General features: G+C 72.0%; 24 protein-coding genes and 1 tRNA gene. 19 read left to right on the forward strand and 6 right to left on the reverse strand.

The features are described from left to right. Positions 1–6: 6 nt before the first annotated feature. The 4 genes from ACZ3IG_RS08900 (at position 7) to ACZ3IG_RS08915 (ending at position 3,583) form a co-directional block, all read left to right on the forward strand. Positions 7–777: an SDR family NAD(P)-dependent oxidoreductase gene (locus ACZ3IG_RS08900; protein WP_467430269.1), complete on the forward strand. Its 771-nt coding sequence runs from the start codon at positions 7–9 to the stop codon at positions 775–777. 118 nt (positions 778–895) lie between these two features. Next, a complete protein-coding gene (locus ACZ3IG_RS08905) occupies positions 896–1,744 on the forward strand; it encodes an alpha/beta fold hydrolase (RefSeq protein WP_467430270.1) in 849 nt (282 codons plus the stop codon). Between the two features lie 37 nt (positions 1,745–1,781). Then, entirely contained in the window at positions 1,782–2,636 is an 855-nt protein-coding gene (locus tag ACZ3IG_RS08910; RefSeq protein WP_467430272.1) for an alpha/beta fold hydrolase, read from the forward strand. Beyond that, the gene (locus tag ACZ3IG_RS08915) at positions 2,636–3,583 is read left to right on the forward strand and encodes a quinone oxidoreductase family protein (protein ID WP_467430274.1); all 948 of its coding nucleotides are present in this window, start codon (positions 2,636–2,638) and stop codon (positions 3,581–3,583) included. The genes ACZ3IG_RS08910 and ACZ3IG_RS08915 overlap by 1 nt, the downstream gene beginning before the upstream one ends. Before the next feature lie 198 nt (positions 3,584–3,781). Here ACZ3IG_RS08915 and ACZ3IG_RS08920 read toward each other — a convergent pair whose 3' ends face one another. Continuing rightward, positions 3,782–5,281, reverse strand: a complete 1,500-nt coding sequence (locus ACZ3IG_RS08920) for an AMP-binding protein (RefSeq protein ID WP_467430277.1) — start codon at positions 5,279–5,281, stop codon at positions 3,782–3,784. A gap of 163 nt (positions 5,282–5,444) precedes the next feature. On the opposite strand from ACZ3IG_RS08920, the gene ACZ3IG_RS08925 reads away from it, so the two are divergent. From ACZ3IG_RS08925 to ACZ3IG_RS08975, 11 genes are all read left to right on the forward strand, one after another. After that, complete coding sequence (locus ACZ3IG_RS08925) at positions 5,445–6,692, forward strand: aromatic ring-hydroxylating oxygenase subunit alpha (RefSeq protein WP_467430279.1); 1,248 nt, start codon at positions 5,445–5,447, stop codon at positions 6,690–6,692. Between the two features lie 115 nt (positions 6,693–6,807). Then, entirely contained in the window at positions 6,808–8,166 is a 1,359-nt protein-coding gene (locus ACZ3IG_RS08930) for a M20 family metallopeptidase (protein WP_467430280.1), read from the forward strand. Further along, a complete protein-coding gene (locus tag ACZ3IG_RS08935) occupies positions 8,163–9,122 on the forward strand; it encodes a DODA-type extradiol aromatic ring-opening family dioxygenase (RefSeq protein WP_467430282.1) in 960 nt (319 codons plus the stop codon). Before ACZ3IG_RS08930 ends, ACZ3IG_RS08935 begins: the two co-directional genes overlap by 4 nt. Positions 9,123–9,259: 137 nt before the next feature. Next, positions 9,260–9,985, forward strand: coding sequence for an IclR family transcriptional regulator (locus ACZ3IG_RS08940; RefSeq protein WP_467430283.1), 726 nt, complete (start codon positions 9,260–9,262; stop codon positions 9,983–9,985). Between the two features lie 168 nt (positions 9,986–10,153). Then, positions 10,154–11,158: an NAD(P)/FAD-dependent oxidoreductase gene (locus ACZ3IG_RS08945; protein ID WP_467430285.1), complete on the forward strand. Its 1,005-nt coding sequence runs from the start codon at positions 10,154–10,156 to the stop codon at positions 11,156–11,158. A 5-nt stretch (positions 11,159–11,163) separates the two neighbouring features. Further along, complete coding sequence (fdxA, locus tag ACZ3IG_RS08950) at positions 11,164–11,484, forward strand: ferredoxin (RefSeq protein ID WP_467430287.1); 321 nt, start codon at positions 11,164–11,166, stop codon at positions 11,482–11,484. Next, entirely contained in the window at positions 11,481–12,287 is an 807-nt protein-coding gene (locus ACZ3IG_RS08955) for a 2-keto-4-pentenoate hydratase (protein WP_467430288.1), read from the forward strand. Before fdxA ends, ACZ3IG_RS08955 begins: the two co-directional genes overlap by 4 nt. Further along, positions 12,284–13,246 (forward strand): acetaldehyde dehydrogenase (acetylating), encoded by a 963-nt coding sequence (locus tag ACZ3IG_RS08960; protein ID WP_467430289.1) that lies wholly within the window; start codon positions 12,284–12,286, stop codon positions 13,244–13,246. The genes ACZ3IG_RS08955 and ACZ3IG_RS08960 overlap by 4 nt, the downstream gene beginning before the upstream one ends. After that, positions 13,243–14,265, forward strand: a complete 1,023-nt coding sequence (dmpG, locus tag ACZ3IG_RS08965; RefSeq protein ID WP_467430290.1) for a 4-hydroxy-2-oxovalerate aldolase — start codon at positions 13,243–13,245, stop codon at positions 14,263–14,265. The genes ACZ3IG_RS08960 and dmpG overlap by 4 nt, the downstream gene beginning before the upstream one ends. After that, positions 14,262–15,071 carry an alpha/beta fold hydrolase gene (locus ACZ3IG_RS08970; RefSeq protein ID WP_467430292.1) on the forward strand — a complete coding sequence of 270 codons (810 nt, stop codon included), beginning with the start codon at positions 14,262–14,264 and terminating at the stop codon, positions 15,069–15,071. The genes dmpG and ACZ3IG_RS08970 overlap by 4 nt, the downstream gene beginning before the upstream one ends. A 1,414-nt stretch (positions 15,072–16,485) precedes the next feature. Continuing rightward, a complete protein-coding gene (locus ACZ3IG_RS08975) occupies positions 16,486–17,748 on the forward strand; it encodes a tyrosine-type recombinase/integrase (RefSeq protein WP_467430293.1) in 1,263 nt (420 codons plus the stop codon). Here the strand turns inward: ACZ3IG_RS08975 and ACZ3IG_RS08980 are convergent. Continuing rightward, positions 17,714–17,787, reverse strand: a tRNA-Pro gene (locus ACZ3IG_RS08980). The two genes, ACZ3IG_RS08975 and ACZ3IG_RS08980, sit on opposite strands and share 35 nt — an antisense overlap. A 142-nt stretch (positions 17,788–17,929) precedes the next feature. On the opposite strand from ACZ3IG_RS08980, the gene ACZ3IG_RS08985 reads away from it, so the two are divergent. Together ACZ3IG_RS08985 and ACZ3IG_RS08990 are read left to right on the forward strand one after the other, a co-directional pair. After that, on the forward strand, positions 17,930–18,640 hold the full coding sequence (locus tag ACZ3IG_RS08985; RefSeq protein ID WP_467430295.1) for a transketolase: 711 nt from the start codon (positions 17,930–17,932) through the stop codon (positions 18,638–18,640). 34 nt (positions 18,641–18,674) lie between these two features. After that, on the forward strand, positions 18,675–19,586 hold the full coding sequence (locus tag ACZ3IG_RS08990; protein WP_467430298.1) for a transketolase family protein: 912 nt from the start codon (positions 18,675–18,677) through the stop codon (positions 19,584–19,586). Positions 19,587–19,600: 14 nt separating this feature from the next. Here ACZ3IG_RS08990 and ACZ3IG_RS08995 read toward each other — a convergent pair whose 3' ends face one another. After that, positions 19,601–19,960 (reverse strand): MmcQ/YjbR family DNA-binding protein, encoded by a 360-nt coding sequence (locus tag ACZ3IG_RS08995; RefSeq protein ID WP_467430299.1) that lies wholly within the window; start codon positions 19,958–19,960, stop codon positions 19,601–19,603. Positions 19,961–20,068: 108 nt separating this feature from the next. Between ACZ3IG_RS08995 and ACZ3IG_RS09000 the strand changes: the two genes are divergently transcribed. Beyond that, on the forward strand, positions 20,069–20,662 hold the full coding sequence (locus ACZ3IG_RS09000; RefSeq protein WP_467430301.1) for a helix-turn-helix domain-containing protein: 594 nt from the start codon (positions 20,069–20,071) through the stop codon (positions 20,660–20,662). A gap of 114 nt (positions 20,663–20,776) precedes the next feature. Then, positions 20,777–21,616 (forward strand): class I SAM-dependent methyltransferase, encoded by an 840-nt coding sequence (locus ACZ3IG_RS09005; protein ID WP_467430303.1) that lies wholly within the window; start codon positions 20,777–20,779, stop codon positions 21,614–21,616. Between the two features lie 7 nt (positions 21,617–21,623). Here ACZ3IG_RS09005 and ACZ3IG_RS09010 read toward each other — a convergent pair whose 3' ends face one another. The 3 genes from ACZ3IG_RS09010 to ACZ3IG_RS09020 are packed head-to-tail and all read right to left on the reverse strand — an operon-like array spanning position 21,624 to position 23,681. After that, on the reverse strand, positions 21,624–22,151 hold the full coding sequence (locus tag ACZ3IG_RS09010; RefSeq protein ID WP_467430304.1) for a GNAT family N-acetyltransferase: 528 nt from the start codon (positions 22,149–22,151) through the stop codon (positions 21,624–21,626). Beyond that, positions 22,148–22,732 (reverse strand): helix-turn-helix domain-containing protein, encoded by a 585-nt coding sequence (locus tag ACZ3IG_RS09015; RefSeq protein WP_467430306.1) that lies wholly within the window; start codon positions 22,730–22,732, stop codon positions 22,148–22,150. The genes ACZ3IG_RS09010 and ACZ3IG_RS09015 overlap by 4 nt, the downstream gene beginning before the upstream one ends. A 46-nt stretch (positions 22,733–22,778) precedes the next feature. Beyond that, on the reverse strand, positions 22,779–23,681 hold the full coding sequence (locus ACZ3IG_RS09020) for a LysR family transcriptional regulator (protein ID WP_467430308.1): 903 nt from the start codon (positions 23,679–23,681) through the stop codon (positions 22,779–22,781). Positions 23,682–23,686 lie beyond the last annotated feature (5 nt).

Here is a 23,686-nt window from a genome sequence, read left to right on the forward strand (position 1 = left end):
GCAGGCATGCAGCACACCGAAGAATCCGTACAGAGCGGGCCGGTGCTCGTCACGGGCGGCACCAGCGGGATCGGACTCGCGATCGCCGAGGCCGTGGCCCGCGACGGACGGCCCGTGGTGGTCACCGGGCGTTCCACGGAACGGTGTCGATCGGCGGGGCAACGGCTCCACCACGTGTGCGGCGAGAGGCAGCTGGCGCTCGTCGCGGACACCACCGACCCGGAGGCGCTGGCCGAGGCCGTGGGCCGGGCCACTGACCGGTGGGGCCCGGTGACCGGCCTGGTGACGGCCGCCGGCCGTCTGGCCCGTGGCTCGGTGCTCACCCTGACCTCCGAAGAGTTCCACGCCGCCCTCGACACCAACGTCATCGGAACCTGGCTGGCGATCCGCGCCGTCCTGCCCGGCATGACCGGCGCCGGTCACGGACGCATCGTCACGATCGGCTCCGTGCTCGGCTCGACCGGCGCCCCGGGACGGTCCGGCTACGCGGCCACCAAGGCCGCGGTCGCCGCGCTCACCAGGTCGGTGGCCCTGGAGGTCGCGGGAACCGGCGTCACCGTGAACTGTGTCGCTCCCGGCCCGGTGCGCACCCCCATGAACGAGGGCGACGCCGATACCGACGCCGCCGCCCAGGCCGCCTTCACCGCCAAGGTGCCGTTGGGCCGCTGGGGAAAACCCGAGGACATCGCGCACGCGGTACTCCCCCTCCTCGCCGCCGGTTCGTCCTTCACGACCGGTGCGGTGCTGCACGTGGACGGCGGCTACACCGCGCAGTGAACCACGCCATGAGCCGCCCAGCGAAAGGGGTTCGCTCAGCGGACCGCGGAGCTGGGCCCACGCCCGGCGCGGTGATGGGCTCGACTCCGGCCCCTCCCATTCGTACGGAAGGAATCGCATGTCACCAGCACCGGAGAGCCGATACGCGGACGGCGCGGGCATCCGCTACCACTACCACGACCTCGGCTCGGGTCCCGACACCGTGTTCTTGCACGGCGGCGGCCCCGGCTGTACGGCGTGGAGCGACTTCGGGCCCGTCGCGCCTCTGTTCGCGGCCGACCGGCGCTGTCTGCTCGTCGACATCCACCAGTACGGCAAGTCGGAGAAGTCCCGCATCGAGGGCCCGATGTGGGACCACCACGCGGCGAAGACGGTCGGTCTGCTCGACACGCTCGGCGTCGACCGCGCCGACTTCGTGTGCAACTCATGGGGCGGCACCATCGCCCTCAACCTCGCCGCGAAGTACCCCGAGCGCGTCCGGTCCCTCGTCATCACCGGCAGCATGCCCGTCTTCTACGGGCCGCTCGCCCCGCTGCCCGAGAACGGTCACCGCGGTCGCACGGCCCGGGACGTCTACTACGGCGGTGAGGGCCCGACCCGCGAGAAAATGCGGCAGCTCATCACGAAGCTGGAGTGGTACGACGGCGCGAAGCTCCCCGAGGAGACGCTGACGCTGCGCTACGAGCAGAGCCTGGACGAGGGCGAGCGCGCGCTCGCGGCGATGTCCGACTCCCCGCGCGGCGACTGGCAGGACCTCACCGAGGAACTGGGCCGGATCCAGGCTCCGACGCTGTTCATGTGGGGCATGCAGGACGCGTTCCTCACCCCCGACTACCCGCTGATGCTCGCCCGCATGGTGCCTAGCGGGAGTCTCCACGTGATGGACCATGCCTCCCACCACCTCCAGGAGGAGCGCCCGGAGGCGTACCACTCGGTGGTCACCGGCTTCCTCGACTCCTTCAACTGAACCCGCCCCGCCCCAACAGTCCTACGGAGTGCAGCCCATGTCGATCTGGACCGAGATCAGCCCCACCCCCTTCCGCGTCGAGTACGTCGACGCCGCCGGCGTTCCCACGCGCACCTTGCGCGCCGGCGACCCGCACGCCCAGGCCGTCGTGTTCCTGCACGGCACCAGCGGCCACCTGGAGGCGTTCGCCCGCAACATCACCGCGCACGCCGCATACGACCTGCACGCCATCGACATGCTCGGCCACGGCTACACCGGCAAGCCCGACAAGCCCTACGAGATCGCCGACTACGTGACCCACCTGCTCGACTACCTGGACGCCGTCGGGGTCGACAGCGCCCACATCGTCGGCGAGTCCCTGGGCGGCTGGGTCGGCGCCCGCGCCGCCATCGAGCACCCCGAACGGATACGTAGTCTCCAGCTTCTCTGCTCCGGCGGCACCGTGGCCAACCCGGAGGTCATGGAGCGCATCCGCACCAGCACCAAGAAGGCCGTCGCCTCCGACGACATCGACCTCACGCGCGAGCGGATGCGGCTGCTCATGGCCGACGACGCCTCCGCCACCGAGGAACTCGTCGAGGTCCGGCACGCGATCTACCACACACCGGAGTTCGTCGCGGGCGTCGACAACCTCCTCTCGCTCCAGGACATGGAGCGACGTCAGCGCAACCTGCTGCGTCCCGAGCACCTGGCGCGGATCACCCAGCCGACGCTGGTGGTGTGGGGCCGGCAGAACCCGTTCGGCGAGGTGCCCGAGGCGACGGCGCTGCACCAGGACATCCCCGGCTCGCGCCTGGAACTGTTCGAGGAGTGCGGACACTGGCCGCAGCACGAGCAGGCCGAGCGGTACAACGCCCTCAGCCTCGAGTTCATCGGCAAGGCCGCCCGCTGATGCGGGCGGTGCGGTTCCACGCGTGGGGCGACGCTCCGGTCCTCGACGAGGTGCCCGAGCCCGTCCGCGCGCCGGGTGAGGTCCTCGTCCAGGTCACGGCGGGCGGCGTATCACACCTCGACGCCACTGTCGCCACCGGCGGCTTCGAGCTGAAGCCGGCGCTGCCGTACGTCGGCGGTGTCGAGGGCGCGGGCACCGTCCTGGAGGCCGACGCCGATTCCGGGCTCACGCCGGGCACGCAGGTCGTGCTGCGCGGCGGCGGCCTGGGCCTCCTGCGCGACGGCACCTGGGCCGAGCGGGTCAGCGTGAAGCGCAAGGCCGTCACCCCACTCGCGGCTCCGCTCGACCCCTCGGTGGCGGCGAGCTTCTTCGTCCCCGCCACGACCGCGTATGTGGCGCTGCACGACGTCGCCCGGCTCGGGCCCGACGAGGACGTCGTCGTGGTGGGCGCCGCCGGCGCGGTCGGCGCGATGGTGACCCAGCAGGCGCTGGCGGCGGGCGCGCGGGTGACCGGCGTGGTCGGCCGGCAGGACCAGCTGGCCGACGTGCCGAAAGGGGCGGAGGCCGTGACGCTGGACGACGCGGAAGGTCTCGCCCGGGACCGGTCGGCCTCGCTGCTCGTCGACACGCTCGGCGGCGCCGGGCTGCCCGGCCGCAGCCGGTGGGTGCGGCAGGGCGGACGCGCCGTCGTCATCGGGTACGTGGCGGGCCCGCGCGTCGAGCTGGACCTGCCGAGCTGGCTGCTCGACGAGGTGGCGCTGCTGCCGGTGAACATGATCCGCCAGGAGCGCCGGGCCCGCGAGGTCTCCGACGACCTGGTCCGGCGGCTCTCCGAGGGGAAGCTGACACTCGCGGTGGAGCGATTCGGTCTCGCGGAGGCCGCGGCGGCGCTGGACGCGCTGAGGGCCGGGAGAGTCCGGGGGCGGGCAGTTCTGCTGCCCGGGTGAGAGCTTGGAGCGGTGGGCCGTCGGCCGGGTACGGGCCGTGTACGGCTGGTCGCGCAGTTCTCCGCGCCCCTGAAGGCAGGCGGCTTCGCCGCCGCCTACATCAGGGAGATGCCGCACGAAGTGCGTGCATCTCAGGGGCGCGGGAACTGCGCGACCAGCCACAACGTGCCGTACCCGGTCGACGGCCCAAGACACTTCCTAGCCGCACCGGTCCCACGTCACCCCGGTGACACCCCGCTCCCTCAGCACGGATTTCCGGACCTTCCCGGTCTCCGTGAGCGGCAGTTCCGCGACCACGTCCACGTACCGCGGAACCGCGAAGACCGGCAGCTCGCGCGCACAGTGCCGCGCCACCTGCGCCGGGTCGAGCCCACGGCCGGTGCGCGGCACCACCGCCACCATCACCTCGTCCTCGGCGAGGTCGGACGCGACCGGGAAGGCGGCGGCCTGAGCGACGTCGGGATGGGCGCGCAGAGCGGTCTCCACCTCGTAGGACGAGATGTTCTCCCCGCGGCGCCGGATGCAGTCCTTGACCCGGTCGACGAAGCGGAACCAGCCGTCGGCGTCACGCACCACGCGGTCCCCGGTACGGCGCCACGAGCCCGGGGCCGGCTCGGCCTCGCCCACGTAGCCCGTGGCGAAGGCGTGTTCCTGGTCGGTGCGGACGACGAGCTCACCGGGCGTTCCGTCCGGCACGCACGAAAGGTCCGCGTCGACGACCCGTGCCTCGAAGCCGTCGCGCACCGTGCCCATGTAACCGGGACGGCAGTCCTCCGGTACGGAGCCGATGACCAGGTTGGTCTCCGTGGAGCCGAACCCGTCGACCAGAGTCACCCCGAAGCGCTCACGGAACACGTCCCACAGCGCGCCGGGCGTACCCGGGCCCAGTCCGCGCCGGGCCCGGTGCGCGCGGTCCCCGGGCCCGGGCGGCTGCGCGAGCAGCATCGGCACCATGGCGCCGAGCACGTACACGCAGGTGGCTCCCGCCTCGGCGGCTCGCGCCCAGTACTTCGACGCGGAGAACCGGCGGTCGACGACCACGGAGGCTCCGACGGTCATCGCCTGCGCCAGCGTGTTGAGGGCGTTGGTGTGGAACAGGGGGAGACATGTGTAGAGCGTGTCGTCGGCCGTCAGCCGCAGTGAGTCGGCCACGTTCCGGCCCCACCAGGCGAACTGGGCGTGCGGGCAGCGCACCCCGCGGGAGGGCCCGGTGGTGCCGGAGGTGAACAGGATGGCGGCCGTGTCGCCGGGCCGGGACGGGTAGGGCTCGAGTGCCCGCTCGACTCCGGGGACGGGCGCTTGCGGCGAGCCCGGCCCCGCCACCCACACCTGCCCCGCGTAACCCACGTGCTCCACACGCTCGGCCAGCTCTTCCTCCGTGTACAGAAAGCGCGGCTTCGCCTCGTCCAGCGCGTGCCGGAGCAGCCGTCCGTGGAGCGCCGTGTTGAGCGGGACCACGACCGCACCGAGCCAGGAGCACCCCAGCACCAGATCGACCAGCTCGACGCGGTTGGACAGCAGCGCGGCGACCCGGTCGCCCGGCCGGCAGCCCCGGGCCGCCAGCGCGCCGGCCATCGTGGCCGCGGCCGTACGGGTCTGCGCGTAGGTGCGCCGGGTTCCGTCGACGGTGAGGAAGGGGCGCTCGCTGTGATGTGCGGCCGCCGCGTCGACCAGGCCGGGAATCGTCATGCGGTTCATGGACGGATGCTGTGCTACCGCCCCTGAACGATCAAGGCCGACGGTTCGCTGACCGGTCCGCCGCAGGCCACGGTCCGTTCACCGGAACAGGTTCATAGGCAGGCGCCGTGCCGCGCCGGATGCTCGTGGCGCACATCCACCGGAGCAGGAGGCCACGAGCGAGATGACGACGAGCGAACGACCCCCCGCAGTGAAGAAGAGCGCCACGAAGGAGCCCGCTCAGGCACACCGGGGATCCGCCGACAAGATCGGCCGGCAGGACTGGTCGTCCTGGCCCCACTACGACGCTGCGGCGTCGGGCTTCCGCGGCTACTGGTACCCGGTCACCTGGGCGAGCCACATCACCGGTGATCCGAAACCGTTCACGCTCTGCGGTGAGAAGATCACACTGATCCGCGACAGCGGAAAGGTGTACGCGCTGCACAATCGCTGCCCGCACCGCGGCGTCCCGCTGTCCGAGGGCAACCAGCAGTTCCCCGGCACCGTCAGCTGCCCCTATCACGGCTGGACCTTCGACCTGCCCACCGGCAAGCTCTCCGCGGTCATCACCGACGGCCCCGGGTGCCGGCTCACGGGCAAGCTGGGGGTGCGCACGTACGCCGTCGAGGAGCGGCTCGGCATGGTCTGGGTGTACGTTCCCGTCGCCGACGAGGAGCCGCACCCGATCGACGAGCAGCTTCCCGAGGAACTGGTGTCGAACGCCTTCGTGATGGGCGGCCGCATCGAGGCGCGCGGCGGCAACTGGCGCTTCGCCTGCGAGAACGGCTTCGACGAGGGACACGCCAAGTACCTCCACCGGACGGCGCTGTGGCGACTGTTCAAGCCGATGCCCACGTGGAACATCACCCGCATCGTGCCGAAGGACCGCTGGATCTACCGCGTCCAGGACGAGGTCTACTGGGAGGCCGACTTCCCGGGCGTGGGCCGCTGGTCCAACAAGCGGTGGTGGAAGAAGCAGCCGCCCAAGGAGACGTTCAACCTCGGCAACACCGGAAAGACCGACTCGGTCGATCCGGTCATCGAGGCTCAGGACTTCCCCGGCTTCGCCTCGCTCTCGATGCCGGGCGTACTGCGCATCGCCTACCCCAAGTTCATCCACTACGAGTTCTACGTGCCGGTCGACGCCGACCACCACCAGTACGTCGGCGTGATGGTCAACTTCAAGCAGGGCTGGGACACGCTCCGCTTCTACGCCAAGTACCTGGGCGCGGTTCGCTGGCTGTTCCACGGCCAGTTCTCCGGCCAGGACGCCTGGATGGTCGACGTGACCGACGCACCCCCGGAGAAGCTCTACCGCCCCGACGTGTCACTGACCTCCTGGCGCAATCTCAGCGAGGAGGAGTACGGCAAGAAGCTCGCCGCCACCGGAGTCACCGCACCCGCCACGAACACCACGGAAACGGAAGCCTGACCATGACCCGCACCCTGTTCAAGATCCTGGTCGGTGTCGCCCTCGCGGTGGCGCTCCCCCGCGCGAGGAAGCGCTTCGCCCAGACGACGATGACCCAGGTCCACCGGGTCAACCAGTGAGCACCGACGACGGACTCGCCGGACTCGACGACCGGCGGCGCACCTGGGTGACGGAGGCTTGGCAGCACGTCACCGAGGAACGGCTGCGCGAGCTGATCGTGGGCCTCGTCGGCATCCCCAGTCCGACCGGTGAGGAGCGGCCGCTCGCCGAACACATCGCCGGGACCCTCGCCTCGGTCGGCCTGCGCGCGGCCTGTCAGCCCCTCGACAAACGCCAGGCGAACGCCTGGGCCCGGCTCCAGGGGGACGGCACCGGGCCCGACCTGATGTTGTACGCGCCCATCGACACCCTCACCGTGGGTGACGAGAGCGAAGACGTACCGTGGATCGGCCCGGAGCTGCGCGAGGACATGCGCCCTGCGGCCACCGTCTACGACGACCTGGTGACCGGCCTCGGCGCCTCCAACCCGAAGGGCCACGCGGCCTGCGTGATGATGGCCGCCGAGGCGATCGCCCTGGCCGGAGTCCCCCTGACGGGGAACCTGGTGGCCGCGTTCGGCGCCGGCGGCATGCCCACCAACGCCCGGCCCGGCAGCGAACGCCTCAACACCGGGCAGGGAACGGGCTGTTCCTTCCTCCTCGAACAGGGGGTGTGGACCGACTACGCCGTCATCGCCAAGCCCGGCTGGACCGTGTCGTGGGACGAGGTCGGCCTGGTGTGGTTCGAGGTCACGGTGCACGGGACCCACACCTATGTGGGCTCCCGCCACCGGCTCCCCTATGACAACGCCATCAGCCGAACCGGGGACGTCGTACGGCACCTGGAGCGATGGTTCGCCGAGTACGCGGAGCGGCACACCGCCGGCACGGTCGCGCCGCAGGGCATCGTGTCGTCGGTGCGGGGCGGCTGGCCGCGCATGGCCGCGGTGACCACGGCGGCCTGCACCCTGCGGGTGGACCTGCGGATCGCGCCCGGGACGACGCCCATGCAGGCCAAACGTGAGTTCACCGCGGCGGTGGCGGAGCTGAGACGCTCCCTGCCGGGGCTCGACGCCACCGTCGAGATGGTCCTCGCCATCCCGGGCACCAGCACCAGCCGGGAGAGCTGGATCTTCCGCAGCGCGGTCGCCGGATGGGAGGCCCTGGAAGGGCGCCCGCATCAGGTCGTGAACGGCAACAGCGGGGCGACAGACGCCAACATCCTGCGCGGACGCGGCATCCCGACCGTCCGCGTCGGCATGCCGAAGGTGACGGAGGCGCCCTTCGACATCGACTTCGCCCGCGGCATGAACACCGTCTCCGTACGGGAGACGCAGAGACTGACCCGCCACCTGATCCGCACCGCGGTCGACACCGTCACCCGTTCCCACGAGGAGTGCGCCTCCGCCGTGGAACCGGAAGGAGCAACGGCATGAGCGAGATCGTGTTCGGTGTGGGGGCCTCCCACAGCACGCTGATGAACACGCACTGGGAGGAGACCCTCCACAAGGACCGCGCCGAACGCTTCCGTGACGCGCTCGGCGCGGCTCGCGCGGAACTGGCCCGAACCCGCCCCGACACCGTCGTCCTGATCGGCTCGAACCACTTCCGCGGGTTCTGGCTCGATCTGATCCCGGCGTTCACCCTCGGTGTGGGGGAATGCATCGCGAGCGGCGAGTCCGGGACGCCGAAGGGCCCGCAGCCGGTGGACGTCCCGCTCGCGCAGCACATCGCCGACTCGTTGGTGGAGGGCGGGCGGTTCGATCCGGCGTTCTCCGCCCGGCTCCAGATCGACCACGGGCAGTCGCACGCCATCCAGTACCTCCTCGACGGGCTCGACGTGGAGATCGTGCCCCTGGTGGTGAACGTCTTCGCTCATCCGCTGCCGACCCTGGCGCGGTGCGAGGAGTTGGGCCGCGCCATCCGCGAGGCCGTGCTCGCCTTTCCCGGCGACCGGCGCGTCGCGGTGGTCGGCTCGGGCGGGCTCTCGCACCGGCTGCCCTGGCCGGACTGGCGCGAGCCGCACGGCGACGACGAGGAGTTCATGGTCGGCGCGTGGCTCAACGGCCGCGAGAACTGGCAGGACTACGACGCGCGTCGCCGCGAAATCATCCGGGCCGCCGAGGCGTCCCTCACCCCGGAGTTCGACCACGAGTTCCTCACCCTCCTCGAACGCGGCGAGGCCCACCGCCTCACCGCGTACACGACCGAGGAACTGGAGAAGGCCGCGGGCAACGGCGCGCAGGAGCTGCGGACCTGGCTCCTGATGGCCGCAGCCCTCGACCACGCGCCCGCACGGCGCCTGGCGTACGAGCCGATGCCCGAGTGGCTCACCGGCATGGGCGTCGCGGTCATCGACCCGGCAGCCGTGGACGCGGGGCAGTCGGCATGACAGCGCCGGCCGGGGTGGAGAGGGCCGGTGATCACTCTCTCGCCGGCCCGGTGCCGCACGACTGCGTGTTCTCCGCACACCATGCGGCGCCGGGGACCGAGGCGGTTCCGGGCGGTTCCGCGGGCGGCGCCGACCCCATGAACTCCGTGCTGGGGAAGGTCCGTCCGATCCTGGAGGCGTTCACCTCCGACGACGCCGCCCTCTCGCTCGCAGAGCTGGTGCGCCGATCGGGGGCGGCCAAGGCCACGGTGCACCGGCTGGCCCAGGAACTGGTCAGCTGGGGGCTGCTGGAGCGAGAGGGGTGTGACTACCGGCTCGGTCTGCGCCTGTTCGAGCTGGGGCAGCGGGTGCACCGCCAGCGCATCCTGCGCGAGGCCGTGCAGCCGTACATGGAGGATCTTCTCCTGATCACCAGGGAGACCATCCACTTCGCCATCCACGACAGCCTGGACGTCGTCTACCTGGACAAGATCTTCCCGCACCGCGGGCTGAACGCCGAGTCACGGGTGGCGGGACGGCTCCCGCTGTACTGCACGGGCACCGGCAAGGCGATCCTCGCGTACTCGCCGCCGTCCCTCTTCGTCGAGGTGGTGCGGGGCGGCCTCAAGCCGATCACCAGGCACACTGTGGTCTCACCGGGCCGCCTGCGCGCCCAGCTCGACCGGATCCGGGAGGAAGGCATCGTTCTGGAGTCCGAGGAGATCAGACTCGGTTACGCGAGTCTGGCCGTCCCGGTGTTCGCCGGCAGCGCCACGCTGGTGGGCGCGTTGTCCATCACGGCGCCCACCTACCGGATGGACGCGGTGGGGTACGCGACCGCGCTGCGGACGGCCGCGCTGGGCATCAGCCGGTCACTGGCCTGAGCCCAGCCGGACAGGCGGGAGCGGAGACGTAGGACACGCGATACGAACACGAAGGGGCCCGCCGGACGGCGGGCCCCTCGCCGCGTCTCGAGGCCGAGCAGCGCGGCCGTCCTGCTCACCGGAACGACTCCATAGGGAGAACCGCCACCTCGTTCCTACGCTCACCCCATGAGCCAACTCACCGACGACACCGGCGTCCTGACCACCGACGTCCTGATCATCGGCGCCGGTCCGGCGGGCCTCTACGGCGCGTACTACGCCGGGTTCCGCGGCCTGACCGTCACCGTCATGGACGTGCTCCCGCAGCTCGGGGGGCAGATCAGCGCGATGTACCCCGAGAAGCCGATCTTCGACATCGCCGGCTTCCTGTCCGTACGCGGCCGCGATCTGGTGGACGGTCTTGTCGCGCAGGCCGAGCCGTACTCCCCGCGCTACCTCCTGGGCCACCGGGCCGCCGAGTTGACGCACGACGCCGGCGGACTGCCGGTCGTCCGCAGTGATCACGGGGCGACGGTGCGGGCCAGGGCCGTCGTCATCACCGGCGGCGTGGGGACGTTCACCCCCCGCCCGCTGCCCGCCGGGGAGGAGTTCCTCGGGCGCGGCCTCGCCTACTTCGTGCCGGACCCGTCCGTGCACGCGGGCCAGGACCTGGTGGTCGTCGGCGGAGGCGACAGCGCCTTCGACTGGGCGGCCCTCCTCGCGCCGATCGCCAGGTCGGTCACCCTCGTGCACCGCACCGCCCGCTTCCGCGCCCACACGGCGTCCGTGGAGAAGGTCCGCGCTCTCGGGGTGGAGATCGTCACGGACAGCGAGGTGAACCGGCTCATCGGCGCGGAGCGGGTGGTACAGGCGGAGATCCGGCACCGCACGACCAAGGAGACCCGTCTCGTCCCGGCCCAGGCCGTGGTCGCCGCGCTCGGCTTCCTCGCCGACCTCGGCCCCCTTCAGCACTGGGGCCTTGACCTCAACGCCCGGAAGATCACCGTCGACACCCACATGGCGACCAACCTGCCCCGGGTCTTCGCCGCGGGCGACATCACCGACTACCCCGGCAAGGTCCGCCTCATCTCGGTCGGCTTCGGCGAGGCCGCCACCGCCGTCAACAACGCGGCCACCGTCATCGACCCGGAGGCGGCCCTGTTCCCCGGGCACTCCACCGAGAAGGAGCACTGAACACCATGGCGTACGTCATCGGCGCGTCCTGCGTCGACATCATGGACCGGTCCTGCATGGAGGAGTGCCCGGTCGACTGCATCTACGAGGGCGAGCGCAAGCTCTACATCAACCCCATGGAGTGCATCGACTGCGGGGCCTGCGAAGTCGCCTGCCCCGAGCAGGCGATCACGGTGGACCGCAAGGCGGACCCCGACTTCCGCGAGGACAACCGGCGCTTCTTCACGGAGGTCCTCCCCGGCCGGGACAGCGCGCTCGGTACCCCCGGCGGGGCGACGCCACTGGGCCCGCTGGGTGTCGACACTCCGCTGGTGAGCGCCCGGTGAGCGCCGCCGACGCGACGAAGGCGGCCGATGCCCTGCTGGCCGCCGAGCGCACGGGCGAGCCCTGTCCCCCCGTACGGTCCCTGCTCCCCGAGGGCGACATCGGCGCCGCGTACGGTGTTCAGCACCTCAACGTCGAGCGGGGCCTGGCCACGGGACGCCGCGTCGCCGGACGCAAGATCGGGCTGACCTCCCCCGCCGTCCAGACGCAACTCGGCGTCGGTCAGCCGGACTTCGGCACGCTCTTCGCCGACATGGCCGTCCCCGACGGCGGCACCGTCACGGCCGGCCGGCTCATCCAGCCGAAGGTCGAGGCGGAGGTCGCGCTCGTGCTCGGCGCGGACCTGCCGCACCGGGACTGCACGGTGGCGGACGTGATCCGGGCGACCGACTTCGCGCTCGCCGCCCTGGAGATCGTGGACAGCCGCGTCGCCGACTGGGACATCACCATCGTCGACACCGTCGCCGACAACGCCTCCAGCGGCCTCTACGTGCTCGGCGGCACACCCGTGCCACTGTCGGGCCTGGACCTGCGTGCCGTGCGGATGACCATGACGCGCGACGGCTCGGCCGAACCGGTGTCCGAGGGAACGGGCGCCGACTGCCTGGGCGGCCCGCTCAACGCCGCCGCCTGGCTCGCCTCGACGCTGGCCGTCGCGGGGGACCCGCTGCGCGCGGGTGACGTCGTGCTCACCGGGGCGCTCGGTCCGATGGCCGTCGCCTCGCCCGGCGACCGCTTCGAGGCACGCATCAGTCAACTGGGCCGCATCAGCGTGCGGTTCGCACCGGAAGGAGGCGCCGCATGAGTGCCACGCATGCCCCGAGCGGCCGTACGAAGGTCGCCGTCATCGGCTCCGGCAACATCGGAACCGACCTGATGATCAAGGTGCTCCGGCTGTCCGAGACGCTGGAGATCGCCGCGATGGCCGGCATCGACCCGGACTCGGACGGGCTGGCCCGCGCCCGCCGCCTGAAGGTCGCCACCACTCATGAGGGTGTCGAGGGCCTGCTGCGGATGGACGAGTTCGCGGACGTGGAGTACGTCTTCGACGCCACCTCGGCCGGCGCCCACCGCCACCACGAGGACGTCCTGCGCCCCCTGGGACGTACGCTGATCGACCTGACTCCGGCGGCCGTCGGCCCCTACGTCGTCCCTCCGGTCAACGGCGAAGCCCACCTGGATGCCCCGAACGTCAACATGGTCACCTGCGGCGGTCAGGCCACCATCCCGGTCGTCGCCGCCGTCAACGCGGTCACCCCCGTCCACTACGGCGAGATCGTCGCCTCCATCTCCTCGCGCTCGGCGGGTCCCGGCACCCGAGCGAACATCGACGAGTTCACGGAGACGACCTCCTCCGCCATCGAGCAGGTCGGCGGCGCCGCACGCGGCAAGGCGATCATCGTCCTCAACCCGGCCGAGCCCCCGCTGATCATGCGGGACACCGTGCACTGTGTCGTCACCGCCTGCGCCGAAGAGACCGTCACCGCCTCGGTCGAGGACATGGTCGGCCGGGTTCAGGCGTACGTGCCTGGATACCGCCTCAAGCAGAAGGTGCAGTACGAGGCGGTCCGCCCGGGCGACCCGCTGCACGCCCTCGCACCGGCCGGGACCGGCGAGGCACTGAAGGTGTCGGTGTTCCTGGAGGTCGAGGGCGCCGCTCACTACCTGCCCGCGTACGCCGGGAACCTCGACATCATGACGTCGGCCGCTCTGCGCACCGCCGAGCGCATGGCCGCGCACCACGCGACGGAGGCCACCAAGTGACCAGTCTCTACGTCCAGGACGTCACCCTGCGCGACGGCATGCACGCCGTACGCCACCGTTACACCGTCGGCCAGGCCCGCGCCATCGCCGCCGCCCTCGACGCCGCCGGGGTCGCCGCCATCGAGATCGCGCACGGTGACGGGCTCGCGGGCTCCAGCGTCAACTACGGTGTCGGCGCGCACACCGACTGGGAGTGGATCGAGGCCGTCGTCCACGCCACGAACACCGCGATCCCCACCACGCTCCTCCTCCCCGGCATCGGCACCATCCACGACCTCAGGCAGGCCCACGCGCTCGGCATCCGCTCGGTGCGCGTCGCCACGCACTGCACCGAGGCCGACATCGCCGCCCAGCACATCGCCGCCGCGCGCGAACTGGGCATGGACGTCGCCGGGTTCCTGATGATGTCCCACATGGCCGAGCCCGCCGAACTGGCCCGTCAGGCCAAGCTGATGGAGTCCTACGGCGCGCACTGCGTCTACGTCACCGACTCGGGCGGCCGGCTCACCATGGACGGTGTGCGCGACCGCTTCCGCGCCTACCGCGACGCCCTCGACCCCGCCACCGAACTGGGCATCCACGCCCACCACAACCTCGCCCTCGGAGTCGCCAACACGGTCGTCGCCGTGGAGGAGGGCGTCACCCGCGTCGACGCCTCCCTCGCCGGGCAGGGCGCGGGCGCGGGCAACTGTCCTCTCGAGGCGTTCGTCGCCGTCGCCGACCTGATGGGATGGGAGCACCACTGCGACCTGTTCCCCCTGATGGACGCTGCCGACGATCTCGTCCGTCCACTGCAGGACCGCGACGTCCGTGTGGACCGGGAGACGCTGAGCCTCGGTTACGCGGGCGTGTACTCCAGCTTCCTGCGCCACGCGGAGGCCGCCGCCACCCGCTACGGCCTGGACACCCGCAGCATCCTCGTCGAGGTGGGGCGGCGCGGGATGGTCGGCGGCCAGGAGGACATGATCACGGACATCGCTCTCGACCTGACGGCACGGGCGAAAGGGACCCGCGCATGAGGAACAAGACGCATACGACCACCTTGCGGAAGGGCTATGCGCCCAGCCGCTTCGGTCAGTTGCACTACGTGGAGTGCGGTGACGGCGAGCCCGTGCTGCTGCTCCACCAGACGCCCCGCTCCTGGACGGAGTACTTGGATGTACTCCCTCTGGTCGGAGAACGGTACCGGGCGATCGCCATGGACACGCTGGGCTATGGAGCATCCGCGCGGCCCACCGGGCCGCACACCGTCGAACGCTTCGCGGACGCGGCGGAGGAACTGGTCGAAGCACTCGGCCTGGACCGGTTCCACCTGGTCGGGCACCACACGGGCGGGGTGATCGCCGTCGAGCTGGCAGCGCGCCTCCGGAATCGCGTGGCCAGCCTCATGCTGTCCGCGACCTCATTCGTCGACGACGAGAAGCGCGCCAGCACGGCCACCCACGGACGCGTCGACCATGTCGACCCCGCGCCGGACGGCACGCATCTGCGGGAGTTGTGGGACAAGCGCCGCGCCTTCTACCGTCCCGGCGAGGAGGCGGCTCTGGGGCGGTACGTCGTGGACGCGCTGACCGTCCTCGACCGCGTCGAGGAGGGCCATGAGGCGGTACGCCGCTATGTCATGGAGCCCCGCCTGTCACAGATCACCGCACGCACGCTCGCGGTGTGCGCGCCCGACGACCACTTTTCCCTCCCGTCCCTGGCCAAGTTCGCAGCAGCGCTCGGCTGCCCGACCAGAGTGCTGTCCGACGGGCACGTGGCGGCACCTGAGCAGGTGCCCCAGGAGTTCGCCGCGACCGTAGTGGACTGGATCGGTCCCATCTGACCTCCGCGTAAGGCGACCCCCGGGACGTCCTGGAACGTCAGGAAACGGGGAACCATGTCGAAAGGCGCGGAGCATTCCCGCGAGCGCGGGGCCAACACTTCCTGGCCTGCGGATTTACCAAGCATGACTGCTGATTTCATGTAGTTGCTTCACGGGTAGCCCTCCTTACAGAGGAACGGCTATTCGGCTGCCGGAGGTTCGTAACCGCCACGTCGCGGTCCGTTGCATCTGTCATGCAGGGTGTGCATCCCGACGTCTGGTCTGCGGAACTGAAAGAATGCTCGCTCGGGTCGGTCATCGGTTCGGGCGGATGGACCTACGGTGGCAGATGCGAACCTACGCGAACTGCGTACTCGGCCCGGTGGGCCGGGAGAACAGCTGGCAACTGGCTGAGTACGTAGGCCACCGCGTCCCTGCTAACCCCCAGGATCTGCTAAGTCGTACACGCGGGACACCTGGGCAGGTGCGTGATGAATCTGCGAGAGTACGTCGCCGAGACGCTCAGCGACAGGGCCGCTTCCTGATCATCACCAGCAACCGGGCGCCCAGCGACTGGTAACCCCTCGTTCTCGACCCCGGCTCAGCGTGCACGACCCTTTAGCGGGGTACAGGGCGTCGGACCACGCCTCAGCGCGAGCCGTCCTGCGCTGTCTCTGAACGTGCGGTCGGGCCACCATATTGCCGCGCCGACCACGATGGCACTGCACCATCCGGTTCACCGACCTTGCCGTTCCCTGCGCTCAATGATCGCTCGGTCAACCGCACGCGGCCCCGCTATGCGACCCCACCGGTGCCCGTCCGAGCTGCATAGCGGCCGAGAACATAACTCATGATCGCCGGTTGGGCAAACCGGCGTTGCCGCAGATCATTGACAGGTCGCCGCACTGCGTCCGCTCAACGCGACCGCCGACCGGCCAGCAAGTCCTGCCCGACCTTGACCCATCGGCCAACCACCCCGGTGCCACCGCACGAGCCGTAGCCTGCTCAAACACTGCCAGCACCGACCGACAGTCGGAGTACCTGTCACCCTCTGGTCTCGCCTGAGAGCCGGCCACGCTCTCTCACTGGAAACCCTGCCTCGTATCCCCACTCTGCCCCCACACGCCGCGAAGCACCCACGCCCGTCCAAGGGCATCCCCACCACCCCGCCCGGAGCCCATGACCCCCGTTACTCCCAATCAGCACGCCACCACGGACACACCGCCCCAGGACCTCCTCACAGGAGGCTGGAGCAGCACCGAGCAACTCGCCCGGCTGCTGAACGTGGATCCCTCGACCGTGCGCCGCTGGCGCACCGCTCGCCCGCCGCAGGGCCCGCCCTTCGTCCGACTGTCCGAACGCGTCGTCCTCTACAGCGACCGCGACGTGGAACAGTGGCTCCGCCGGCACCGCACCGTCCCCCGGACGGGCGCTGATGGAACGAGCCGCACACATCCCGCTCGGGGTCCGGCTCTCCTCCGACATCGAGCACCGCCCCGACCGGCCCTCCCCTTACCGCGCCCGCGCCCGCTGGACCGACCCCGCCACCGGCAGACGCGTCACCCTCTCCGAGGGCCAGGCAGCCGAGGACGACGCCCACAACTGGATCAAGAGCCTCAAAGAGGCCGCCCAGGCCGGCATCTCCCCCGGCCTCGCCACCATGACCCTGGCCGACTACGGCAACACCACCATGCCCCTCGCCCTGCGCGGCCTGGAACTGAAAACTCACGACCCCTACCTCGCCGGCTGGCGCCGACGCGTCGTCCCCGCCCTCAGCCACCTGCCCGTCCGCATGATCACCAACGGCGCCGTCGACCGCACCGTCCACACCTGGATCGCCGACGAACTCTCCCGCTCGGTCGTCAAGAACAGCATCGCCGTCCTTGTCCGCGTCATGGAACAAGCCGTCCGCGACGGCCTGATCACCACCAACCCCGCCCGCATCACCGGCTGGCAAGCCCAGTACAAACAGGCCCAGGACGAACTCGACGACCCCCGCTCCCTCGCCCTCCCCGACTTCGCCGCCCTCCAACGCCTCGCCCACGCCCTCGTCGAGCGCTCCCACGGCAACTACCAGGGCTGGGGAGACGTCGTCCTGTTCGCCGGATGCACCGCCGCCCGCATCGGCGAGGTCTCGGGCGTCCGCCTCGGCGACATCGACCCCACCACCTGGATCTGGACCGTCCGCCGCCAGACCACCCCCGCCCCCGGCGGCCTCACCGACAAAGCCACCAAAGGCAAACGCGCCCGCAAGGTCCCCCTCATCGAGGAGATCCGCCCCCTGGTCGCCCAACGCCTGCTCACCGCCGGCCCCGACCCCGACGCCCGCCTGTTCACCGGACCCCGCGGCGGACGCATCTCCACCGCCGTCCTGCGCGACGCCACCCACTGGGACACCGTCGTCACCGAACTCGGCCACGAACACCTGCGCCGCCACGACCTGCGCCACACCGGACTCACCTGGTTCGCCGACGCCGACGTCCCCGTCCACGTCCTACGCGAGATCGCCGGGCATGGTCCGCGCCCCGAAAACCCTGCCGACCCTGCCAGCAGGTCCCCGCCGCGCCCGCTAGACCGCCTGGTCCCCACATGGCCCCCAAGACATGCCGCAGAGGGTCCGCCGGATTGCTCCGGCGGACCCTCTGACCCGCGACTCTCTCAAGTCGGGACGACAGGATTTGAACCTGCGACCCCTTGACCCCCAGTCAAGTGCGCTACCAAGCTGCGCCACGTCCCGTTGCCCGCCTGACCTGGGGTTTCCCCGGCAGGGCGTGCAGGAAAACCATACCGCACTCGGGACGGTGGTCGCGCATCCCTTTCCCGTACCGCACCCTTCACCGCTTGACCTCAAGTTAGGTTGAGGTAGCACGCTCGTCCGTATGACGAAGACGACCGGGGAACGCAGGCGTGCCTACGGGTACGCCGACCTGCCGGGCCTGATGGCCCTGATGACGGGGGACGAGAAGCACGGGCCCGCCGCGACGTCCACCCTGGACGTGCTGTGGGTGCTCTACGACCGGGTGCTCCGGGTCGGCCCGGAGCGCCGGGACGACCCCGGGCGGGACCGGTTCCTGTTGTCGAAGGGGCACGGGCCGATGGCGTACTACGCCGTGCTCGCCGTCAAGGGCTTCGTGCCCGTGGACTGGCTGGACGGCTTCGGCTCCTACGACTCGCCGCTCGGACACCACCCCGACCGGACCCTGGTGCCGGGGGTGGAGATCGGCAGCGGGTCGCTGGGGCACGGGCTGCCGATCGCCGTCGGGACGGCGCTGGGGCTGCGCGCCCAGGGGCGCGGCGAGCCCCGGGTGTGGGTGCTGACCGGGGACGCGGAGCTGGACGAGGGCAGCAATCACGAGGCGATCGCCTTCGCCGGGGCCGTCGGCCTGGAGCGGCTGCACACCGTCGTCGTCGACAACGCCTCCGCCCTGCACGCCCGGACCGGCGGCATCGCGGCCCGCTTCGAGGCCGCGGGCTGGTCGACGGCGACCGTCGACGGCCGGGACCACGAGGAGCTGTACGCGGCGTTCACCGCGCCGCATCCGGGCCGCCCGCACGTGGTGGTGGCCCGGGTGGAGCCGAAGTCCGCCTGACCCGCTCATGATCCCTTTTTCCGAAGGACTTCCCATGGACACCATGCGTGACCGTTTCGCCCCCGTCGTCTCCGGGCTGCTCGACGAGGACCCGCGCGTCGCCGTGGTCCTCGCCGAGATCGGCGCGGACGGCTTCGCGGAGGCGGGGCGCCGCCACCCCGACCGGGTGATCAACGTCGGCATCCGCGAGCAGCTGCTCGTCGGTGCCGCCGCGGGGCTGGCGCTGACCGGGCTGCGGCCCGTCGTGCACACCTTCGCCAGCTTCCTCGTGGAGCGGCCCTTCGAGCAGGTCAAACTGGACCTCGGCCATCAGGACGCGGGCGCGGTGCTGGTCAGCGCCGCCGCGTCCTTCGACTGGCCGGCCGGCGGATACACCCACATGGCGCCCGGTGACGTGGCGCTGCTCGACACCCTGGACGGCTGGACGGTGCACGTCCCCGGGCATCCGGACGAGGCCGAGACCCTGCTGCGGCACGCGGTCGCCGCCGGGGACGACAAGGTGTACGTACGGCTGTCGGTGCAGTCGAACGCCGACGGGCTGCCGGTCGACGGGGAGCGGTTCCGTGTCGTGCGCGAGGGCGGTTCGGGCGTGGTCGTCGCCGTCGGGCCGGTGCTGGACGGCGTGCTCGCCGCCACGCAGGGACTCGACGTCACCGTGCTGTACGCCACCACGGTCCGCCCCTTCGACGCCGGGACGCTGCGCCGGGCCGTGCGGGCGGCGCGGGCCGACGTGGTCCTGGTCGAGCCGTACCTCGCGGGTACGTCGGCGGCGGCCGTGAACGAGGCGCTGTCCGACGTACCGCACCGGGTGCTGGGCCTGGGGGTCGGCCGGCGCGAACTGCGGCGGTACGGGGACGTCGAGGAGCACGCCGCCGCTCACGGACTGGACGCCCGGTCGCTGCGGGAGCGGATCGGCGGCTTCCTCGGGGCGGCGGCGCGGAGCTGACCGGGGGCGGGGCGTCAGCCGGTGGGCGGCAGGCCCAGCCGGGGGTGGCTCCCCAGCAGGGCGGACGGGGCGGCCTGGCGCCAGGAGTCGGCGAGGATGTCCCGCAGCTCGTCCTCGCCCTCCAGCGCGGCCAGCCGGGCCCGCACCCAGGCGAACTGGGCCTCGTGCCCGGCGATCCAGAACTTGTGCGGCTCGGCGAGGACCAGTTCGTCCCGCTCCTCCTTGGGGCAGCGCACGGCGATGGACGTCTCGTCCTCGGGCAGCGTGGCGAACATCTTGCCCGCGACCCGGAAGGTCGGCATGCTCCAGGCGATCTTCTCCGTGGTGTCCGGCAGGGACAGGGCGATACGGCGTACGTCTTCGGCGTCCGGCATGTCAGGCACCGTAGCCCGTGCCACTGACAGCCGGTCCGGAGCGGCGACCCGTCGGCCCCGGTTCCCCCACCACCGATGATCTTGCCGGTGGCGCATACCCTTGTGCCCATGACGCAATTCTCGGGTGACCTCGACGGTCTCGTACGCGCCCGGATCCGCGCCCTGCGCGTGGCGCAGGGCTGGTCCCTGGACGAGTTGGCCGGCCGCGCCCGGCTCAGCCCCTCCACCCTCAGCCGCATCGAGAACGGCCGGCGCCGCCTCGCGCTGGACCAGCTCGTCACCCTCGCCCGCGCCCTGGACACCTCGCTCGACCAGCTGGTCGAGACCGCCGCCGACGACGTGATCTCCAGCCCGACGATCGACGCGGCCCATCAGCGGATGCGGTGGGCCCTCCGCGCCGACCCGGGGCTGAGCGTCGTACGCCAGCGTCTGACGGACCCGCCGCCCGACAGTCCCGCGCGCATGCGCGCCCATCCCGGCCGGGAGTGGCTCGTCGTGCTCTCCGGTACCGCCGTCCTGCTCCTGGGCGACCGGCGCATCCGGGTGGAGACCAACCAGGCCGCGGAGTTCCCGACGATGCTCCCGCACGCCCTCGGCGCCGAGGGCGGGCCGTGCGACGTCCTGGGCATCTTCGACCGTGACGCCCGCCGCGGCCACCAGCGCGCCGAGACGGAGGTGGAGGCCGGGCGCCCGTCCCCGTGAGGAGGGGCCGCGGACCAGGGGCTTCTTGCGTGCCAGGCACGCCGGGCGGCCATCGTCTTGCCCTTCCGGGAAGCGACCACGCCGTACGCCGGCGGTTCTCCTAGCGTGGCCGGTATGACACACACCTCCCCGTGCGCGGGCCACGACTCCGACGGCCAGGCGGAGATCCTCGACCTGGACGCCGAGGTGCTCGCCGAGCACCTCGGCGCCATCACCGCGTGGCTGCCCGTCACCGCCCCTCCCCGGCACATCGTGGACCTGGGCTGCGGGACCGGGGCCGGCACCTTCGCCCTGCTCGACCGCTTCCCCGAGGCCGAGGTGACCGCCGTCGACGCCTCGGCCGGCCATCTGAGCCGTCTGCGGGAGAAGGCCGCCGCGACCGGTGCGGCCGACCGGGTGCGCACCGTCCAGGCCGACCTGGACGCCCCCTGGCCCGGCATCGGCGCGCCCGAACTGGTCTGGGCGTCCGCCTCCCTGCACCACATGGCCGATCCCGACCGCACCCTGCGCCGGGTGCGTGACCTGCTGGCGCCGGGCGGGCTGTTCGCCGTCGTCGAACTGGCCGGGTTCCCCCGGTTCCTGCCCGCGGACGCCCCCGAGGACCGTCCCGGGCTGGAGGAACGCTGCCACGCCGTGCTCGACCGGCACCACGCCGAGCACGTGCCGCACCGCGGCGCCGACTGGGGAGCCAAGCTCACCGCCGCCGGTTTCACCGTCGAGGCCGAACGCACCGTCACCGTGAACGTCGGCCCGCCGCACACCGAGGCGGTCGGCCGCTACGCCCTCGCCGGCCTGCGCCGCCTGCGCGGCGCCGCCGCCGGGACGCTGGCGGCCGAGGACCTCACCGCCCTCGACCGGCTGCTCGACACCGACGATCCGCGCGGCATCCTGCGCCGCGACGACCTGACGGTGCGCACCGAGCGCATGGTGTGGGCCGCGCGGCGCGCTTCCTGAGCCCGGTTCAGCCGGGCGGCGGTCCGACGTGTTTGAAGTACAGCGTCGTGGGCCGCAGGACGCCGTCCGGGTTCGCGGCGTAGTCGGGGATCACTCCGGCCCTGGTCCAGCCCGCCGAGCGGTACAGGTGTTCGGCGGGGCTGTCGGTCTCGGTGTCCAGGTGGAGCAGGGTGATGCCGGCCGCGGCGGCGGCGCGTTCGGCGGTGTGCAGGAGAGTGCGGCCGAGGCCCCGGCCGCGGGCGCGGGGGTGCACCATCAGCTTGACGAGTTCGGCGCGGTGGCGGCTGTTGGGCTTGTCGGGCAGGACGAGACCGACGGTGCCGGTCACCCGTCCGTCCTCACGCGTCACCCACACGGCGAGGCCGCCGGCGGCCACCGCGTCGGCCCGCGACCGCCACCAGGCGAGGGCCTCGGCCCGGTCGAGCGGGGCGAGGAAGCCGACCGAGGCGCCGCCGCGCACGGTGTCGGTCAGCAGGTCGGCCAACTCCCCCGCCGCGTCGGCGAGCCGGGTCGCGTCCAGCCGGGTCGCCGTCATGGCAGCACCACCGCCAGCACGTACCGCGCGTCGCCCGGCCCGGGGCACCGGAACCGGGTCGGCCCCCAGACACGCAGCCGCAGACAGTCACCGGCGTCCAGGCGGTGGGCGGTGTCCTGCGCCGTCACCTCCAGCTCCCCCTCCAGCACCCAGATGTGCTGTTCCAGACCGGGTACGGGCGGCCGGTCGTACGCCAGATCGGCGCCGGCGGCGAGCCGGCCCTCCACCAGTTCGCCGCGCAGACCGGCGTGCGGCGGCGACACCGACCGGCGTACGAAGCCGGCGGCGCGGTCCGTCCAGACCTGCTGGTCGGCGGCCCGGACCACAGGGGCGGGCCGGGCCTCGACCTCGCCGAGCAACTGGGACATGGTCCGTCCGTGGACCGCGCACAGACGGTTCAGGAGGGCGGCGGTGGGGCTGATCTCGGCCCGTTCGGCACGGGAGAGGGTGGAGCGGCTCACGCCGGTGCGTTCCGCCAGGTCGTCCAGGGACCAGCCGCGTTCGGCGCGCAGCTCGGCCAGGCGGGTGCCGAGCCGGACGTCCACCGGGTCCGGGGCCGTGCCCTCAGTACGCTGTCTCATATCCGGGACGGTATCCCGGATATGAGACAGCCGTGTTACGGGACGCTCAGTCCCGCGCCGCCGTCTCCAGCGCGTCCAGTACCGGGCGGATCAGCGGATGCTCCTCCGCGCCCCGGCGTACGGCCGCGAAGACCCGGCGGGTGGGCGCGACCCCGTCGACCGGCCGGACGACCACACCGGTGAGGTCCATGCCGCGCAGCGCCGAGCGCGGGACGAGGGCCACGCCCGCCCCGGCCGAGGCGAGGGCGACCACCGCGCGGAAGTCGTCCGAGGAGTGCTCGGGGCGGGGCTGGAACCCGGCGCTCTCGCAGGCCAGCATCACCACGTCGTGACAGGGGTTGCCGGGATACGGCCCGATCCACGGGTCCTTGGCCAGCTCCGCGAGCGGCACCTCGGCGGCCTCACCGAGCCGGTGGGTGACCGGCACCACCGCGTCGAACGGCTCGGCGTACAGCGGGACGTGGGTCAGCCGCGGGTCGTCGGCGGGCGGCGCCCCGCGGTACTCGACGGCGACGGCCACGTCGACCTGCCGGTCCAGCACCATCGGCACGCTGGCGTCGCCCTCGGCGTCCTGGACCCGCAGCCGGATGCCGGGCGCGCTGCGGGCGAGGCCGGTCAGCGCGGGCGCGACGACCTGGGCGATGCCGGTCGCGAACGAGGCGACGGTGACCGTGCCGGCCTCGCCCGAGGCGTACGCGGCCAGCTCGGCCTCGGCCCGCTCCAGCTGGGCGAGGACGGCGTTGGTGTGGCCGAGCAGGATCTCGCCGGCCGGGGTGAGCCGTACGCCCTTGGCGCCGCGCTCGACCAGGCGGTGGCCGGTCTCCTGCTCCAGGGCGGCGAGCTGCTGGGAGACCGCCGAGGGGGTGAGGTAGAGCGCGGCGGCGGCCGCGGTCACCGTGCGGTGGTCGGCCAGCGCCCGCAGGATGTGCAGCCGCCGCGCTTCGATCATGCCGT

The organism is Streptomyces sp. NPDC016677 (assembly GCF_055562815.1).